Here is a 15,120-nt window from a genome sequence, read left to right on the forward strand (position 1 = left end):
ACGGGTGCGCGCGCAGGGTTGGAGCGGCGCGGTCGATGGCTCGGTGCGGGGGGTCAGCGCGGTGGCGGCGCCGGTGTTCGACGGCTTCGGGCAGATGGTGCTGGCGCTGACGGCGATCGGGCCGAGTGCGACGCTGGAGGTGCGGGGGGAGGCGGAGGTGGTGCGGGTGTTGAGGGAGCGGGGGAGGGGGGTGTCGGGGCGGTTGGGGTGGCGGGGGTGAAATTTGCTACATCACGCAAAGATGAAAGTCATCATCAATGTTGTGGATGATGGGATGGCATTCGAGAAGTATTGTTCAAGCACTTGCAGGAAGTTGAAATGAAACGCATTGCATTTCTAGTCGCGGGTGTTTTGATGCTGTACGGTTGCGGGGCAATCAAAGCACCGACTGCAAATTTTGCAGAACTAACTGATGCAGAGCGTAGTGATGAAATTTCAAAAGACGTCAAGACCGCAATCGATAAGGATTGGGGTGCCGCAATGGCTCTCTGTGATACCTATATGTCTGCTGTGCGTGACCAATACTACGGATCAGGTAGAAGTGAAATAACGATAGCCTCTATAGGAATAATAGCCGGTTCAGTCGTTGTGCCGGCACTTGCCGCCAAAGCCGCGACGGCAAAGTCTGTCATTGCAGCATGGGGTGGCGTTTCTGGTGCAGCCAATGCGGCACAGTTTACTTTTCAGCAAAAAGGGCTATCGGCATCCAGATTGGGTTCATCTTATAGCGAAGTAAGAAACGAGATAAAACTGGCAGTATCCCATTATTCGTCAGCAACAAAAAATTCTCAGCGACTTGCTGCGCTTTATGATCTCCATGTGGCTTGCCGCTATCCTGTACTTCCTGCGACAGATTCCATAGTTGCTCCAAATGGTCCCGCCTCAAGTCCAGGCTAATAGGCTGAATTGATCAAAAAATAATCGTGTTAAATTGTGGTTTATGGGTTGGTGTGTATTTTATTCAATCTCGCGGAGAAAGTAATGACTGCACGATCTAAGCCTTTGTGGACTGAATTGCCAGCACAATATATAAACGCAGGCAGAACAGGCATCTTGGGTGTTGTGCTGCACGATACCGCTGGAACAGGAGATCATCATGATACGCTTTACCTCCAAAGTCCTTCAGATGGCCGAAAGGTAAGCGTTGACTTTACCGTCGAGCGAGATGGCTCTATCTGGAAACTTAACCCTGATCTTCCAAAATACTACTGTAATCACGCAGGTCGGGCCACTCAATGGCGTGGCTACAAGAATGCTGAAGTGAATCGAGTCACGGTTGGTATCGAGATCACTCAACATGGTCACCTTTCACTGACTCCGCTCTATCCCGATGCGCAGGTGAAGTCTGTTGCAAATCTATGCGCATGGCTCACATCCTCTTTTGGCTTGGCCGCATCAGATATAACGACCCACCGGCAGATCATCACGGATGGTTCTCGATCTGACCCGCGGAAGTTCCCATTCGATGATCAAAACGGCTTTTGGCATTATTATTGGGAAGCTTGTGGCAAGGCCGAAAAATTTCTTTCTTCATTGACTGGAATGGATCAAAAGAGATAGCTTTCCTAACATTAACGTGCGTTGCTGAAAGTTGGAGGTCGCAATGAAAAACATAAACACATTCCTTATATGTGCTCGAGACATTGACAAAAAAGATCGATTTCTGGCCGAGCCTGGCAGCACGACCTTCATCATCGTGCCTGCTTCAAAGAAAAAATACAGTCGAGTGGACGCGGTTTCGAAGGAAGTATGGACACAGTCGGTCGTCTCAGCGGCAGCACATGACGCAGATGCCGTGACTGGGGTGACAGGCGATATCTTATTCTTCGTTCATGGATACAACAACGACATTGAGACAGTTCTTTGGCGGACAAGGGTCTTGCAGGAGACACTTTCATCTCAAGGATGGAAGGGGCTAGTCGTTGGTTTTGACTGGCCGAGCGATAATTCGGTCTTGAATTATATTGAAGATCGAAACGATGCTTCGGAAGTTGCTCGAATCGTCGTTGAAGTGGCTCTTCAAATTATCGTTGATGCGCAATTTCCAGCCAATCAGAAAACCAAATCATGCACAATTAATGTGCATCTTCTGGGGCATTCCACAGGTGCTTACGTGATCATGGAAGCATTTGCAAATTCCACCAAGAAAGGGGGGCTGTTTGTCAAGCCGTGGCGAATTGGACAGGTGGTTTTTATCGCTGGAGATGTATCAAGTTCCTCGTTGGCCGCTGATTCAGACTGGGCGAGGCCGATGTATGAACGGATATTCAGGCTCACAAATTATTCAAATGGATTTGACAAGGTGCTCAGCATTTCGAATGCGAAGCGTTTTGGTGTGGCCCCTCGCGCAGGTCGAGTAGGTCTTCCAGTGGATGTCCCATCTAAGGCAGTAAATGTGGATTGCTCTAAATATTTCCAAACAAAAAACCCTAAAAAATCCACATTCACTGGAACTTTTAACCATTCATGGTATATTGGTGATCCGGAATTTGCTCTTGATCTTGCCTTGACACTGGAAGGTGGGATTGATCGGCAAGTCATTACGACACGGCGAAATGATCGAGGGCGTCTCAGTCTGGTCGCGGGCCAAAGTCGTCCGGAGTATCAAAATGATTGGGATGAAGATCGACCAGTTCCAAGATAAAAATAAAATCGTTAGGCTCTTCCTGCGTTTCAGCCTGTTCTCATTTTTGCACCAAATTGGTGTCATTTGAAAATCAGTTCCTATACGAAAAAACGTAGTGAAATCAACATTTTACGTGCATCACAAGGGGCTTGGTTCTAGCCGGTCGCTGACCAAAAACACGGAACAGGCTGAAACGCAGGAAAAGCCAATGATAATTTTCCAATGGCGGACAATTAATCTATATATTTTGGAGGGCGTTATGAAAAATACATTTTTGACTATTTTGGTTGTGACGTTGTCTGGATGCGCATTGATACCGCCAGTCGATATCCCGATAGCATCAAAAAATAAAGCCCAAGTTGTGGTATTTGACATAGATGGAACACTCACTCCGCACGATTGGTATGTATGGGAGTCGCGCTTAGATGCATCTGGTGCGGTGAATGCCTTTATGAAAAAGGGCTATGATATTGTATACGTCACAACGAGAATTCCGTTGGTACAATTCATTTTACCGGATTGGCTCCGTAAAAACGGGTTTCCTGCTGGAACTCTCCATGTGGCACAAACGACTGAGCAGAGGTCGAAACCGAAGGAATATAAAGCTGGTATTCTTGGGCAGTATAGTAAGTCCGGCTGGAAGATTGCGTATGCCTATGGGGACTCAACTTCAGACTTTGAGGCTTATGCGGAGGTTGGGATTCCAGCAGACAGGGTCTTCGCGTTGAAAAGGCGAGGCGAATCAGAGTGCCGGCCCGGCGTCTACAAGGCTTGCCTTGACGGATGGACACAGCATCTGCCGTTCATCGATAACCAGGTCGCTGAAGCCAACTAAGCTCAGACCCGTTTAGCCATGGCTTATGTTATGTCTGCAGCATATGCAGCAACAAATGCGGCCGCTGCGCATCCATCGTCATCACCAGTTCCCCAAACAACGAATTCGCCCAAGCAAACCAAGGCCGAGTGAGCCGCCGCACATCGTCCTGGTGAAACGACTCGTGCATGAACCCGGTCCCGGCATGGCTCGCCTTGAGCATCGCCAGGCAGCGCAGGATCTCGGCGTCGTCCGTGCTGGTCATCGCCTGCATCGTCAGCGCGATCGGCCAGATCATGCCCAGCCCGCAATGCGGCCCGCCGATCCCGCACCCCGCCCGGCCGCGGAAGAAAAACGGGTTGTCCTCGCTCAGCACGAAGGCGCGGGTGGCGCGGTAGCGCGGATCGTCCACGGACAGGCAGCCCAGGTAGGGCAGCGACAGCAGGCTCGGCACGTTCGCATCGTCCATGTAGAGCGCATTGCTGTAGCCGTCGATTTCATAGGGCAGTACCCCCTCGGTCGGCAGCGCCACCCTGCACGCTGGTCGGGTGCAACCAGAGACTGGTCGCACATCGACGTCGTCACCCTCAACCCCGAACGCGACGAGGTGGTCACCACGGCCGTCTGCGCTCAACATACTCAGCAGCACGCTGCATGACTCAGGCGACAACTACCTTGACGTGCGCCGGAACTTGTGAGTACCGTCCGTAACGCAATTTTACAAATAGTTCACGAAATGCCAAGCATCAGCGGCCGACAGCCGCAGCGTTTTGCGAAGCGATCCGGCGTTGTTAAGCCATACCAAAGGATAGGTTGAAGCCGTACAGCGCCTCCCCCGGCAGCCCCGCCTTCAGCGCCTCCCGTGCCGCGATCAGCCGCCCGAGGTCCACCCCGGTGGCCACGCCCATCGCCTCGAACATGAACACCAGATCCTCGGTCACGACATTGCCCGACGCTCCGGGCGCATAAGGGCAGCCGCCCAGCCCGCCCAGCGACGCGTCAAACGTCCGCACGCCCACGTCCCACGCCGCCAGACAGTTCGCCAGCCCCAGCCCCCGCGTGTTGTGCAGATGGGCGGAGCCGGTCTTGTCGCCAATGGCGGCGCGCACCCGCTGGAACAAGCGCCGCACTTGCACCGGATTGGCCATGCCGGTGGTGTCGGACAGCCCGATCTCGTCCACGCCCGCCTGCGCGAGCTGCTCGGCCAGCCAGACCACCTCGTCGTCCGGCACCGCGCCCTGGAGCGTGCAGCCGAAGGCCGTGGACATCCCGATCTCGACCGGCACCCCCGGCGCCACCGCATCCCGCAGCGCCACGACCTCGCGCACCACCGCCACCATCTCGGCCCGGCTGCGGCGCACGTTGGCGAGCGAATGCGCCTCGCTGGCCGAGGCGGGGATCGTCAGCTTGTGAACGCCCGCCTGCAACGCCGCCTGCGCGCCCCGCAGGTTGGGCACCAGCGCCATCACCGTCCAGCCGGGCAAGGCAATCGCGTGGCGCACGACCTCGGCGACATCGGCCATCTGCGGCAGCGTGCGGGCGGGGACAAACGAGCCGACCTCGATTTCGCGCAGGCCGCTGGCGTGCAGCGCGTCGATCCAGGCGAGCTTGTGGGCGGTGGGCATCACGGCCCGCACGCTCTGCAGGCCATCGCGGGGGCCGACTTCGCTGATGAGGACCGCAGGTGCGGCGGGCAGGGCAGGGGCTTTGGGGTGGGCGTGCATGGCGTCACGATTTTCGTTCATCATCTCGCCCCATGCACAATCCCACCTCCTTCCTCGCCCGCGGTCTCCTGTCCAGCCTCGTGCTGGTGGCGGCCGTCGCCTCACCCGTGCGCGCCGAGACCCTCGGCGAAGTCAGCACCGCCTTCAAGCTGATTGGCCCGAACCACAAGATCGTCATCGAAGCCTACGACGACCCGCTGGTGGACGGTGTCACCTGCTTCGTCTCGCGCGCCAAGACTGGCGGCATCACCGGCGCTGTGGGGCTCGCCACCGACAAGTCGGACGCCTCCATCGCCTGCCGCCAGGTCGGCGACATCCACATCAAGCAGCCGCTGCCGCAGCAGGACGAGGTGTTCAGCGAGCGCCTGTCCATCCTGTTCAAGCGGTTGCGCATCGTGCGCGTGGTCGATGCGAAGCGGCAGTCGCTGGTCTACATGACCTACTCGGAAAAGCTGCTCGACGGCTCGCCGAAGAACAGCATCACCGCGGTGCCGGTGGGCAAGCCGATTCCGGTCAAGTGAACGTGAACGTGCCATGAGGCTGACGGTCTACACCGACTACGCGCTGCGGGTGATGATGTACCTCGCCGTCCACCACGGCGATGGCGAGAAGATCACGATCGAGCGCATGGCCCGCGCCTACGGCATCTCGCGCAGCCACCTGATGAAGATCGTCAACGAGTTCAGCCAGCACGGGCTGATCGAGGCCACCCGCGGACGCACCGGCGGCCTGCGGCTGGGGCGCGAACCCGCGGCCATCTCCATCGGCGAGATCGTGCGCCTGGCCGAGCAAGACTTCGCGCTGGTCGAATGCCACGCGCCCGGAGAGGTTTCAACCTGCGTGATCGTGCGCTCCTGTCAGCTCAAGCACGGGCTGCGCCGGGCGGTCGAGGCGTTTTTTGCCGAACTCGACGCCATGACGCTGGCCGACACCGTGGCGTCGCCGGAGATGGCCGCCGAGGTGCTGGGGATCGATGGACTCCCCGCCATGGTCATCCCGATCCTGCCTGCTGCCATGGCCATTCCTGTCTCGGATCTTTAAAGATGCATTGATTGTTGATCTTATTGGGCAACTTCAATAAGATTCATGACTTGTGAATCTTATTGAGCCAAGGACACTTGCATGCTGACGCTGACCGCCACCGCCCGCCCCTACATCGACGCCAGCGTGCCTGTGCTGCGCGAACACGGGCTGGCCCTGACCAGCCACTTCTATCGCCGCATGTTCGCGGCCCATCCCGAACTGCGCCACCTGTTCAACCAGGGCAACCAGGCCAGCGGGGCGCAGCAGCAATCGCTGGCTGCCGCCGTGCTGGCCTATGCCGCCAACATCGACAACGCCGCGGCACTGGCGCCCGTGATGACGCGCATCGTCCACAAGCACGCCGCCGTCGGCATCCGCCCGGCGCATTACCCGATCGTCGGCCGGCACCTGCTGGGCGCCATCGCCGAGGTGCTGGGCGACGCGGCCACGCCGGCACTGCTGGCGGCCTGGGACGAGGCGTACTGGCTGCTGGCCGGCGAGCTGATCGCGGCCGAGGCGCGGCTCTACCAGACGGTCGGCACCACGCCGGGCGCGTTGCAGTCGCTGGTCATCAACCGCCTGGAGCGCGAGGGTGACGAGGCGCTGTCGATCTGGCTGCAGACGCCCGAAGGCGGCTCGCCCGGTGCGTTCCGGCCGGGGCAGTACACCAGCGTCGAGGTGACGCTGCCCGAAGAAGGGGCAGGCGGTGGCCTGCCCCCGTTGCCCCCGTTGCGTCAGTTGCGCCAATACAGCCTGTCGGATGCACCGGACCAGCCGTGGTGGCGCCTCACGGTCAAGCGCGAGGCGGGGTTGGCGGCAGGCGTGCCGGGTCGCGTGTCGAATTGGCTGCACACGCACGCACGGGTGGGCATGACGCTGTGCTGCAGCCCGGCGTTTGGCGATTTCCACCCCGAACTGGCGGGCGATGCGCCGCTGGTGCTGGTGTCGGCGGGTGTGGGGGTGACGCCGATGGTGTCGGTGCTCAACACACTGGCCATGCACAAGACGCAGACGACGCGGCCGGTGGTGTTCCTGCACGCGGCCCGCTCGGGGCGCCACCATGCGCTGCGGGCCGACCTCGTGGCGGCGCGGCGGCACCTGCCGACGCTGCACACGCTGGTCTGTTACGAGCATCCGCTGGCGGAAGACCGGCTGCACGTCGATTTCGACCGCATCGGGCGGCTTGACCTGCGTGCTGCGCTGGCGCGCTGCCTGCCCGACGGGCTGGGTGAGGCGGACTTCTACCTGTGCGGCCCGCAGGCGTTCATGCGCACGCAGTGGCAGACCCTGCTGGGCCTGAACGTGGCCACCGGGCGCATCCACCGCGAGGTGTTCGGCCCGGACCTGCTCGACAGCCTCATGTGAGGGCCGCCAGCAGCATGTCGATGAACACCCGCGTCTTGGCTGGCATCAACCGCCGGCCCGGAAACACCACCCACGCGGTCGGACTCGGCAAGCACCACTGCGGCAACACCCGCCGCAGCCGCCCCTGCCGCACATCCGCCTGGGCGAAGTAGTCCGGCACTGCGGCAATCCCCGCCCCGGCCCGCGCCAGCCGGATCAGCAGTTCCGGCGAATTGCCCCCGATGCGCCCCGGTGGCACGCCTTGCCAGCGTTCCGCGCCGCGCAGCAGCGTCCAGGCGAGCGGCTCGCCGCTGCTGCCCAGGTGGCGCACGGCATCGTGGGCGGCCAGATCGGCGGGTTCCTGCGGCTCGCCGCGCTCGGCCAGATAGTCGGGCGCGGCGTACAAGCCCGACGCGAACGCCGTCAGCCGCCGCGCCGCGAGCAGGTTGTCGTCCGGCAGATCGCCGATCCGCACTGCCAGATCAAAGCCCTCGCCCAGCAGATCGACCCGCCGCGCCGAGAGATCCAGCTCCAGCGCGATGGCCGGGTGCAGCGCGACAAACGCCGCCAGCGCATCGACCAGCAGCAAGTTCGCGAAGTCGCTGGGCATTGACACCCGCAGCCGGCCGCTCGGTTCGGCCTGCCGGTGTGCGCTCAGCGCGGTGACGGCGGCGACTTCGGCGGCGACCTGCTGGGCGTGTTCGAGCAGTTGCTGGCCAAACTCGGTGAGCGTCTGGCGCCGCGTCGTGCGCAGCAGCAGGCGCTCGCCGACCCGTTGCTCCAGCAGTGCCAGCCGGCGCGAGACGGTCGATTTGGGCAAACCGAGCTGGTCGGCGGCACGGCTGAAGCTGCCCAGCTCGGCCACGCGGGCGAAGATGAGCAGGTCGTTCGGGTCGATCGCGGCGTCGGTGGAGTGCTTGAATTGTTCCATGATTGGAACAATCATATCCATTTCGACGGATTCCACGGTGGATTGATGACGCCTAAAGTGCAGTCATCCCTTCCACTTCTGCACACACCCAGGACACCGCCATGAACATCCTCCAGATCAACGCCAGTGCCCGCCGCGACGGCGCCAATTCGACCCGCGTGGCCAACCAGGTCACCGCCCGCCTGCAGGCCGCCAACCCTGGCGCGACCCTGACGCTGCGTGACTTGGCCGTGACGCCGCACCCGCTGCTGGACGAAGCCGCGCTGGGCGCACTGTTCACCCCGGCCGCCAACCGCAGCGCCGAGCAAGCCGCCCGCGTCGCCCTCGACGATGCGCTGATCGCCGAGATCCAGGCCCACGACACGGTCGTGCTGGGCGTGCCGATGTACAACTTCGGCGTGCCGGTGCAGCTCAAGAGCTGGATCGACGCCATCGCCCGCGCCGGCGTGACCTTCCGCTACACCGCCAGCGGCCCGGAAGGTTTGCTCACTGGCAAGACGGTGTATCTGGCACTGGCCCGCGGTGGCCTCTACCGCGATACTCCCAACGACTCGCAGGTGCCTTACCTGAAGAGCGTGCTGGGTTTCCTGGGCTTGACCGACGTGCGTTTCATCTACGCCGAAGGGCTGGCGATGGGACCGGAAGCCGCTGCCAAGGGTTTTGCGCAAGCCGAAGCCGACCTGAACGCCGCGCTGGCCTGATCGACGGATCGACCGGCGCCCGCCCACCCGCACACTGCCCGTCCCACCAGGAGACAACCATGACCGACCCGACCACCGCCCCCACCATCCGGAACCCGCGCCGCGTGGAGCGGCTGGTCACTGGCATGGCGACCTCCGACGGCGCGGGCGTCAAGCTGACCCGCGTGCTCACGCAGTCGCTGCAGCGCCGGCTCGATCCCTTCCTGATGCTGGATGCGTTCGGCAGCGACCAGCCGGACGACTACCTCGCCGGCTTCCCCGACCACCCGCACCGCGGCTTCGAGACGGTGACGTACATGATCGCCGGGCGGATGCTGCACCGCGACAGCGCCGGGCACGAGGGGCTGCTGGAGAACGGCGGCGTGCAGTGGATGACGGCCGGCCGCGGCGTCATCCACTCCGAGATTCCGCAGCAGGAGCACGGCGTGATGGAAGGCTTCCAGCTCTGGCTGAACCTGCCGGGGCGCGACAAGATGAACGCGCCGTGGTACCGCGATTTCAAGGCGGATGAGCTGCCGAAGTTCGTGACGCCCGAGGGCGTCGCGGTGACGGTGATCGCGGGCGAGAGCCACGGCGTGACCGGCGCGGTGACGCGGGAGGCGACCGCGCCGCTGTACCTGGATGTCCACCTGCCGGCCGGCGCCCGCTTCGTCCAGCCGCTACCGGCGAGCCGCAATGCGTTTGTCTACGTCTACCGCGGCGCCGTGACGGTCGGCGGTCAGGCGGTGCCGGTGCAGCGCATGGCCCTGCTCGCCAACGACGCCGAGGCTGACGGCGTGGTCATTGAGGCGGGCGCGGGTGCCGATGCACGGGTGCTGCTGATCGCAGGCGAGCCGCTGAAGGAGCCGATCGTGCAGTACGGGCCGTTCGTCATGAACAGCCAGCAGGAGATCTACCAGGCGCTGAGCGATTTCCGCGATGGGCGCCTCGGGGAATCAGCGGCGGCTTGAGTGGCCTGAGCCACTTGCGCGGGCCGCGGCCAGCCAGCCCAGCCCGTCCGACGTGCCGCCCGCCACCGCGCCGCGGGCGGGTCGGTACTCGCAGCCCACCCAGCCTTGCCAGCCGCAGGCCGCCGACACCTCGTCGATCACGTCGAACAGGTACGGGTAGTTCAGCTCGCCCAAGTCCGGCTCGTGGCGCATCGGTACGCCCGCGATCTGCAGGTGCCCGACACGCCCGGTCGGCAAGAGCTGGCGCAACTTCATCGCCACGTCGCCCTCGACGATCTGGCAGTGGTAGAGGTCGAACTGCACCTGCAGGTTGGCGGCGCCGACCGCCTGCACGGTGCGGTGGGCCTCGTCCTGGCGGTTGAGGAAGTAGCCGGGCATGTCGCGGGGATTGATCGGCTCGATCAGCACGTTCCGGCCGACAGCCGCCGCGCGCTCGGCGGCCCAGGCGAGGTTGCCTTCGTACACCGCTTGCAGTTCTGACCGCGCCACGCCTTGCGGTGCCAGACCGGCCATGGCGTGGACGCGCGGGCAGCCCAGCGCGTCGGCGTAGGCCAGCGCCCGCTCGAAACCGTCGCGGAACTCGGCCTCGCGTCCTGGCAGGCAGGCGATGCCGCGCTCGCCCGCGTCCCAGTCGCCCGGTGGCGCGTTGAACAGCACCTGCTGCAGCCCGTGGTCCGCGAGGCGCCGGGCGATGTCGGCCGCCTCGAAGGCATAGGGGAACAGGTATTCGACGGCCTCGAAGCCATCCGCAGCAGCGGCGGCGAAGCGGTCGAGGAAGGCGTGCTCGTTGTAGAGCATCGACAGGTTGGCGGCGAAGCGGGGCATGGCAGGGGGTCTCGCGTCAGGAGGGGGATGTCCGCCGCGGCACCTGGGCCAGGAAGTCGGCGAACGCTGTGGCCCAGAGGGCAGCCTGCAGCACGGTGCTGTGGCCCGTGGTGTCGGGGCTGCCTGGGAGGAGCAGGGCGCGGCCGTGGCGCAGGCGCTGCATCGCGGCGTCGAGCAGGCCCAGCTCGGGCGGGTTGCGCTCGTCGTCCGCGGAGTGGATGGCGAGCACGGCGGCCTCGATGCGCTCTAGGTCCGGTGTGGGGTCGTAGTCGCGGGCGGCGTCCCATTGGTAGAGGTGGTCGTTGGCATCGCCGATGAGCGGGGTGCCCAGGCGCTGTGCCACCAGCACGTCCGCGAGGTCTCGGGACGGCGCCAGCGTCTGCAGGCCCTGGTGGCCACCGTTGGTCGCCAGCCCGTAGAACACCGATGCCCACTGGAAGCTGCGCGGCTGCCGGGTGTAGTGGCCGCCATGCCACTCGGGGTCGCTGCGGATCGCCTCGGTGAGCAGCCGCCGCAGCATCCAGTTGCGGCCCGACATCGCTGACGGCAGCGCAGCCAGCGGCACGACCGCGTCCATGCAGCCCGGATACCGCTGCGCCCAGAGCCAGGCGTGCATTCCGCCCATCGAGTAGCCGATCACTGCCCGCAGGTGGCGCACGCCGAGGTGCTCCGTCAGCAGCCGGTGCTGGGCGTCCACCATGTCGCCGTAGTCGTAGCGCGGAAAGGCGGTGCGCAGGCCGTCGGAGGGTTTGGCCGACCGGCCCGCGCCGATCGCGTCGGGCAGGATGAGGCGGTGGTGGCGGGCGTCCAGCGGCTGGCCGGGGCCGAACAGCGCGCCCGCGAACGCCGGGGCCAGCAGGCTGGCTGCGCTGCCGTTGGTGCCGTGCAGCAGGAGCACTGGTTCGCCGTCCGGGTCGCCTGCGGTGGTGTACGCCATGCACAGCATCGGCATCACCTCGCCGGTGTGGAACCGCACTTCGGGTGCCAGCCAGTGGCCCCTGGTGATCGGGTACGGGAGGCGGTCCATGGCGTGGAGGGTAGCGAGTGGCGTTGGTCGGCGTTACCGCGTTACCGTGTTACCAGTTGGCGCCGAAATGCTGCCGCAGGTCGTCGATCTGCGCCTCAGAAAGCGGAGCAGGGCGGGTCAGCAGCCACAGCCGCGCCGTCTCCTCCAGCTCTTCCAGGACGGCACTGGCCTCGGCCGGGCTGCGGTGCCAGACGTTGGGGCCGAGGCGGTCGAGCATCACGGCCCGCAGCGGGGTGCCGGCGGCGCGGCTGGCCGTGATCCGCTCGGCGACGAGGGCCGCCGCCGCTGGGTCACCGGGGCGGTGGTAGGGAATCAGCGGGACGTGGCCGACCTTCATCACGAAGTACGGTGTGATCGGGGGCACGATGTCGTCCGGGTGCCAGACGCCAGCCAGCGTCAGCGCGACGAGGTGGGTCGAGTGCGTGTGGAGGACGCAGCGGGCCTCCGGATCTGCGGCGTAGATGCGGCGGTGCAACGCGAGCGTTTTCGAGGCGCGGTCGCCGCTGGTCTGCACGCCATCCGCGTTCACGGCCGCCAACCGCTGCGGCTCCAGCGCGCCGAGACAGGCGTCGGTCGGCGTGATGAGGAAACCACCGTCGTCGGTGCGCACGCTGATGTTGCCGGCGCTGGCGTGGACGTAGCCACGGGTGAACAGCGAGGCGCCGACACGGCAGATCTCGGCGCGCAGGGCGGTGTCGGGCATGGCGTGGGTTCGGGTGGGTGAATGGGTCGGCAGACGGCTGGCGCGTCAGTTTGCCATGCCCCTCTGCCCGGCGACTCAGGCGCCCCGGTGTTCGAACGGGGCGAGTGCAGAGTCCGTCAAGGACAGTGCGGTCTGGTCGGTGTCGAGGGCGGCTGTGTGCGCCTGCTGTGTCTGCTGCGGTGTGCCCTTCAGCTTGGACAGCAGCACCGCCAGCGTGAGCCGCCCGGACAGCAGGCGCGAGAGCACGTCGGCACTGCGCATCCACAGCCGGTAGACGCTGGCGGCACGCTGGTCATCCGGCACCAGCCGCGCCAGCGCCAGCATGGGCCAGGCCCGCCAGAGCATCGGCCGCCAGGCCGCCGCCTGGTGCAGGTGCGCGATGGCGACGCCGCGGTGGCCGGCCGCCAGTGCGCGGTGGGCGACTTCGAGGCAGTAGTGGCGCCGCAGCAGGCGGAGTTCCGGATCGGTGCCGGCCACCGCCCCGAAGGTGTCATCGAAGCACGACAGCTTGTTGAGTTCGAAGCGGTAGGCACCGGCGCCGGTGGCCAGATGGGACTGCGCGAGCGTCTGGTTGCCGCTGGCCCGCTCGTACTTGATCGCCAGCGGCACGGCGATCAGGTGGGCCTGGAAGTGCTGCGCCAGCACGGTGAAGTAGCGCAGGTCTTCGGCGCTGCGGTGCGCGACCGAGAAGACGCCGGCGGTCTCGATGGCGTGGCGCGTGCAGACCGTGGCCGGCAGCCAGTTGAGGTAGCCCCAGCGCATGTGCTGCAGCGTGTGGCCGCTGTAGACCACGGCGTCCGGCAGCCCCATGGCGTCCAGCGCCGGGCGGCCCCACGCACCGATGGGCGTGCGGCGTGCGTAGACGCGCAGGTAGTCGTCCTCCTCGCCGGCGGGCAGCTCCAGCGCGCGCGAGCCAATCGCGCGGGCAAAACCGAGGTAGAGGTGGCCGATGTCGTGGCGGCTGTGGTGGATGGGGGGCGCGCCGTCGCCCAGGTCTTCGTGGGACTCGGTGGCGACCCACTGCGCGTCCGGATGGGCGCGCAGAAAGGCGGTGGTGAGGGCGAGAAACTGCGGGCGCCACTCGTCATCCGAGTCCATGAACGCGAAGTAACGCCCGCGCGCCGCGCGCAGGCCGGCGTTGCGCGCCGCGGCAACGCCCTGGTTGGCCTGGCGGAGACAGCGGATGCGGCCGTCCAGCCCGTCCAGCCGCTCGATGGTGCCATCGGTGGAGCCATCGTCGATCACGATCAGCTCCCAGTCCTGGTGGGACTGCCGCAAGATGCTGGCGACTGCACGGCCGATCACATCGACACGGTTGTAGGTCGGCAGGATGATGGAGACTTCTGGCACAGTGAAATTCCTCGAAATCGGCTGAAACTTGATTGTTTCTTTGACCAATTCTTTGGAATTCATGATAACGACGCCTGTGGTGCGGCGGATGCAAAATCCAGGCGAAACCAGTCTGCCATGCCTGTGCCACACCGGAGCTGGTGGGCAAAAGCTTCAGTTCTTGCACTTCGCACAGACATGCAGACAGGCCGGCGCGTGCCCGGTGCCGCTGTGCGTCAGGCCGTGCCCATCGCCTCGATCTGCTCGCCCAGCGCCAGCCACTGCAACTCCAGTGCCGCGATCCGGTCGTCGAGTTCCTTGAGCTTGCGGCCCTGCTCGGCACGTGCCGCCGGTGACAAGCCCGTGTCCCCCAGCGCAGCCAGCACGCGGGCGTGGTCCTGCTGAGCGGCTTCCAGCGCCTGTTCGGCCTGCTGCTGTTCCTTTTTCAGCGGCTTGGTCTGTTCGGCAAGCTTCATGCGCGCGGCGGTCTGGGCCTTGCGGTCGTCCCGGCTGCCGGACGCGGGCGCGGTGGGTGTCGGCACCACCACCACGGGGGCCACGATGGCGGGAGCGGGTGCAGCGACCGGCTTGGCCTGCATCGCCCGGTCTTCCTCGCGGGCGCGCTTGGCGATCTCCTTGCTCTGCTCCATCAGCCACTTCTGGTAGTCGTCCAGATCCCCGTCGAACGGCCGCACCTCGCCCCCCGTCACCAGCCAGAACTCGTCGCACACCTCGCGCAGCAAGGCCCGGTCGTGGCTGACCAGCATCACCGTGCCCTCGTACTCGTTCAGCGCCATGCTCAGCGCCTCGCGGGTGGTCAGGTCCAGGTGGTTGGTCGGCTCGTCCATCAGCAGCAGGTTGGGGCGCTGCCACACCAGCATCGCCAGCACGAGGCGCGCCTTTTCCCCACCGGACAGCGAGCCGACCTCCTGGCCCACCATCGCCCCGGTGAAGCGGAAACGGCCGAGGAAGTCGCGCAACTCCTGCTCGCGCGCTGCCGGGCCGACATCGCGCGCCAGCCGGACCATGTGCTCCAGCGGGCCTTCTTCCAGCCGCAGCACGTCGAGTTCCTGCTGCGCGAAGTAGCCGATCGACAGGCCCTTGCCCTCCTGGATGTGGCCGC

18 protein-coding genes are annotated in these 15,120 nt (G+C 64.4%); 10 read left to right on the forward strand and 8 right to left on the reverse strand.

Going from position 1 to position 15,120, the window contains the following annotated elements; all coding sequences use genetic code 11:
• The 5 genes from QZW52_RS14685 to QZW52_RS14705 form a co-directional block, all read left to right on the forward strand.
• The coding region (locus QZW52_RS14685) for an IclR family transcriptional regulator domain-containing protein (protein WP_294000177.1) at positions 1-220 on the forward strand (220 nt) is incomplete at its 5' end.
• 98 nt (positions 221-318) lie between these two features.
• Positions 319-897, forward strand: coding sequence for a hypothetical protein (locus tag QZW52_RS14690; RefSeq protein ID WP_294000178.1), 579 nt, complete (start codon positions 319-321; stop codon positions 895-897).
• Between the two features lie 84 nt (positions 898-981).
• Complete coding sequence (locus QZW52_RS14695; protein ID WP_294000180.1) at positions 982-1,560, forward strand: N-acetylmuramoyl-L-alanine amidase; 579 nt, start codon at positions 982-984, stop codon at positions 1,558-1,560.
• Between the two features lie 43 nt (positions 1,561-1,603).
• Positions 1,604-2,644, forward strand: a complete 1,041-nt coding sequence (locus tag QZW52_RS14700; protein WP_294000181.1) for an alpha/beta hydrolase — start codon at positions 1,604-1,606, stop codon at positions 2,642-2,644.
• Positions 2,645-2,759: 115 nt separating this feature from the next.
• Entirely contained in the window at positions 2,760-3,461 is a 702-nt protein-coding gene (locus QZW52_RS14705; RefSeq protein ID WP_294000182.1) for an LNS2 domain-containing protein, read from the forward strand.
• A 28-nt stretch (positions 3,462-3,489) separates the two neighbouring features.
• Here QZW52_RS14705 and QZW52_RS14710 read toward each other — a convergent pair whose 3' ends face one another.
• Complete coding sequence (locus QZW52_RS14710) at positions 3,490-3,909, reverse strand: glycoside hydrolase family 125 protein (RefSeq protein ID WP_434738346.1); 420 nt, start codon at positions 3,907-3,909, stop codon at positions 3,490-3,492.
• Positions 3,910-4,231: 322 nt separating this feature from the next.
• Positions 4,232-5,185 (reverse strand): hydroxymethylglutaryl-CoA lyase, encoded by a 954-nt coding sequence (locus QZW52_RS14715; protein ID WP_434738345.1) that lies wholly within the window; start codon positions 5,183-5,185, stop codon positions 4,232-4,234.
• A gap of 11 nt (positions 5,186-5,196) precedes the next feature.
• Between QZW52_RS14715 and QZW52_RS14720 the strand changes: the two genes are divergently transcribed.
• The 3 genes from QZW52_RS14720 to QZW52_RS14730 all read left to right on the forward strand — a co-directional run bounded on the left by QZW52_RS14720 (position 5,197) and on the right by QZW52_RS14730 (position 7,552).
• On the forward strand, positions 5,197-5,685 hold the full coding sequence (locus tag QZW52_RS14720; RefSeq protein ID WP_294000184.1) for a CreA family protein: 489 nt from the start codon (positions 5,197-5,199) through the stop codon (positions 5,683-5,685).
• 13 nt (positions 5,686-5,698) lie between these two features.
• The gene (locus QZW52_RS14725; protein WP_294000186.1) at positions 5,699-6,205 is read left to right on the forward strand and encodes an RrF2 family transcriptional regulator; all 507 of its coding nucleotides are present in this window, start codon (positions 5,699-5,701) and stop codon (positions 6,203-6,205) included.
• Between the two features lie 81 nt (positions 6,206-6,286).
• The gene (locus QZW52_RS14730) at positions 6,287-7,552 is read left to right on the forward strand and encodes a globin domain-containing protein (protein ID WP_294000188.1); all 1,266 of its coding nucleotides are present in this window, start codon (positions 6,287-6,289) and stop codon (positions 7,550-7,552) included.
• Here QZW52_RS14730 and QZW52_RS14735 read toward each other — a convergent pair.
• Complete coding sequence (locus tag QZW52_RS14735; RefSeq protein WP_294000189.1) at positions 7,545-8,462, reverse strand: LysR family transcriptional regulator; 918 nt, start codon at positions 8,460-8,462, stop codon at positions 7,545-7,547. The two genes, QZW52_RS14730 and QZW52_RS14735, sit on opposite strands and share 8 nt — an antisense overlap.
• A gap of 101 nt (positions 8,463-8,563) precedes the next feature.
• Between QZW52_RS14735 and QZW52_RS14740 the strand changes: the two genes are divergently transcribed.
• Together QZW52_RS14740 and QZW52_RS14745 are read left to right on the forward strand one after the other, a co-directional pair.
• Entirely contained in the window at positions 8,564-9,163 is a 600-nt protein-coding gene (locus QZW52_RS14740) for an FMN-dependent NADH-azoreductase (protein WP_294000191.1), read from the forward strand.
• 59 nt (positions 9,164-9,222) lie between these two features.
• Entirely contained in the window at positions 9,223-10,113 is an 891-nt protein-coding gene (locus tag QZW52_RS14745) for a pirin family protein (RefSeq protein WP_294000194.1), read from the forward strand.
• On the opposite strand, the gene otnI is transcribed toward QZW52_RS14745, so the two are convergent.
• From otnI to QZW52_RS14770, 5 genes are all read right to left on the reverse strand, one after another.
• On the reverse strand, positions 10,099-10,938 hold the full coding sequence (otnI, locus tag QZW52_RS14750; RefSeq protein WP_294000196.1) for a 2-oxo-tetronate isomerase: 840 nt from the start codon (positions 10,936-10,938) through the stop codon (positions 10,099-10,101). The genes QZW52_RS14745 and otnI overlap by 15 nt on opposite strands.
• Positions 10,939-10,954: 16 nt before the next feature.
• Entirely contained in the window at positions 10,955-11,965 is a 1,011-nt protein-coding gene (locus QZW52_RS14755; RefSeq protein WP_294000198.1) for an alpha/beta fold hydrolase, read from the reverse strand.
• 49 nt (positions 11,966-12,014) lie between these two features.
• Complete coding sequence (locus tag QZW52_RS14760) at positions 12,015-12,668, reverse strand: class II aldolase/adducin family protein (protein WP_294000200.1); 654 nt, start codon at positions 12,666-12,668, stop codon at positions 12,015-12,017.
• A gap of 75 nt (positions 12,669-12,743) precedes the next feature.
• The gene (locus QZW52_RS14765) at positions 12,744-14,018 is read right to left on the reverse strand and encodes a glycosyltransferase family 2 protein (protein ID WP_294000202.1); all 1,275 of its coding nucleotides are present in this window, start codon (positions 14,016-14,018) and stop codon (positions 12,744-12,746) included.
• 215 nt (positions 14,019-14,233) lie between these two features.
• Positions 14,234-15,120: ATP-binding cassette domain-containing protein (locus tag QZW52_RS14770; protein WP_294000203.1), on the reverse strand; the 887-nt coding region annotated here is incomplete at its 5' end.

This window comes from Sphaerotilus sp., from assembly GCF_013299175.1.
GTDB lineage: Bacteria > Pseudomonadota > Gammaproteobacteria > Burkholderiales > Burkholderiaceae_C > Sphaerotilus.

Excerpts from the sequence above, each read along its gene's own strand:
- QZW52_RS14735 (WP_294000189.1), bottom strand. The coding sequence starts at position 8,462 with ATGGAACAATTCAAGCACTCCACCGACGCCGCGATCGACCCGAACGAC.
- QZW52_RS14720 (WP_294000184.1), top strand. The coding sequence starts at position 5,197 with ATGCACAATCCCACCTCCTTCCTCGCCCGCGGTCTCCTGTCCAGCCTC.
- QZW52_RS14715 (WP_434738345.1), bottom strand. The coding sequence starts at position 5,185 with ATGAACGAAAATCGTGACGCCATGCACGCCCACCCCAAAGCCCCTGCC.
- QZW52_RS14755 (WP_294000198.1), bottom strand. The coding sequence starts at position 11,965 with ATGGACCGCCTCCCGTACCCGATCACCAGGGGCCACTGGCTGGCACCC.
- QZW52_RS14690 (WP_294000178.1), top strand. The coding sequence starts at position 319 with ATGAAACGCATTGCATTTCTAGTCGCGGGTGTTTTGATGCTGTACGGT.
- QZW52_RS14710 (WP_434738346.1), bottom strand. The coding sequence starts at position 3,909 with ATGGACGATGCGAACGTGCCGAGCCTGCTGTCGCTGCCCTACCTGGGC.
- otnI (WP_294000196.1), bottom strand. The coding sequence starts at position 10,938 with ATGCCCCGCTTCGCCGCCAACCTGTCGATGCTCTACAACGAGCACGCC.
- QZW52_RS14725 (WP_294000186.1), top strand. The coding sequence starts at position 5,699 with ATGAGGCTGACGGTCTACACCGACTACGCGCTGCGGGTGATGATGTAC.
- QZW52_RS14695 (WP_294000180.1), top strand. The coding sequence starts at position 982 with ATGACTGCACGATCTAAGCCTTTGTGGACTGAATTGCCAGCACAATAT.
- QZW52_RS14760 (WP_294000200.1), bottom strand. The coding sequence starts at position 12,668 with ATGCCCGACACCGCCCTGCGCGCCGAGATCTGCCGTGTCGGCGCCTCG.
- QZW52_RS14740 (WP_294000191.1), top strand. The coding sequence starts at position 8,564 with ATGAACATCCTCCAGATCAACGCCAGTGCCCGCCGCGACGGCGCCAAT.
- QZW52_RS14700 (WP_294000181.1), top strand. The coding sequence starts at position 1,604 with ATGAAAAACATAAACACATTCCTTATATGTGCTCGAGACATTGACAAA.
- QZW52_RS14730 (WP_294000188.1), top strand. The coding sequence starts at position 6,287 with ATGCTGACGCTGACCGCCACCGCCCGCCCCTACATCGACGCCAGCGTG.
- QZW52_RS14745 (WP_294000194.1), top strand. The coding sequence starts at position 9,223 with ATGACCGACCCGACCACCGCCCCCACCATCCGGAACCCGCGCCGCGTG.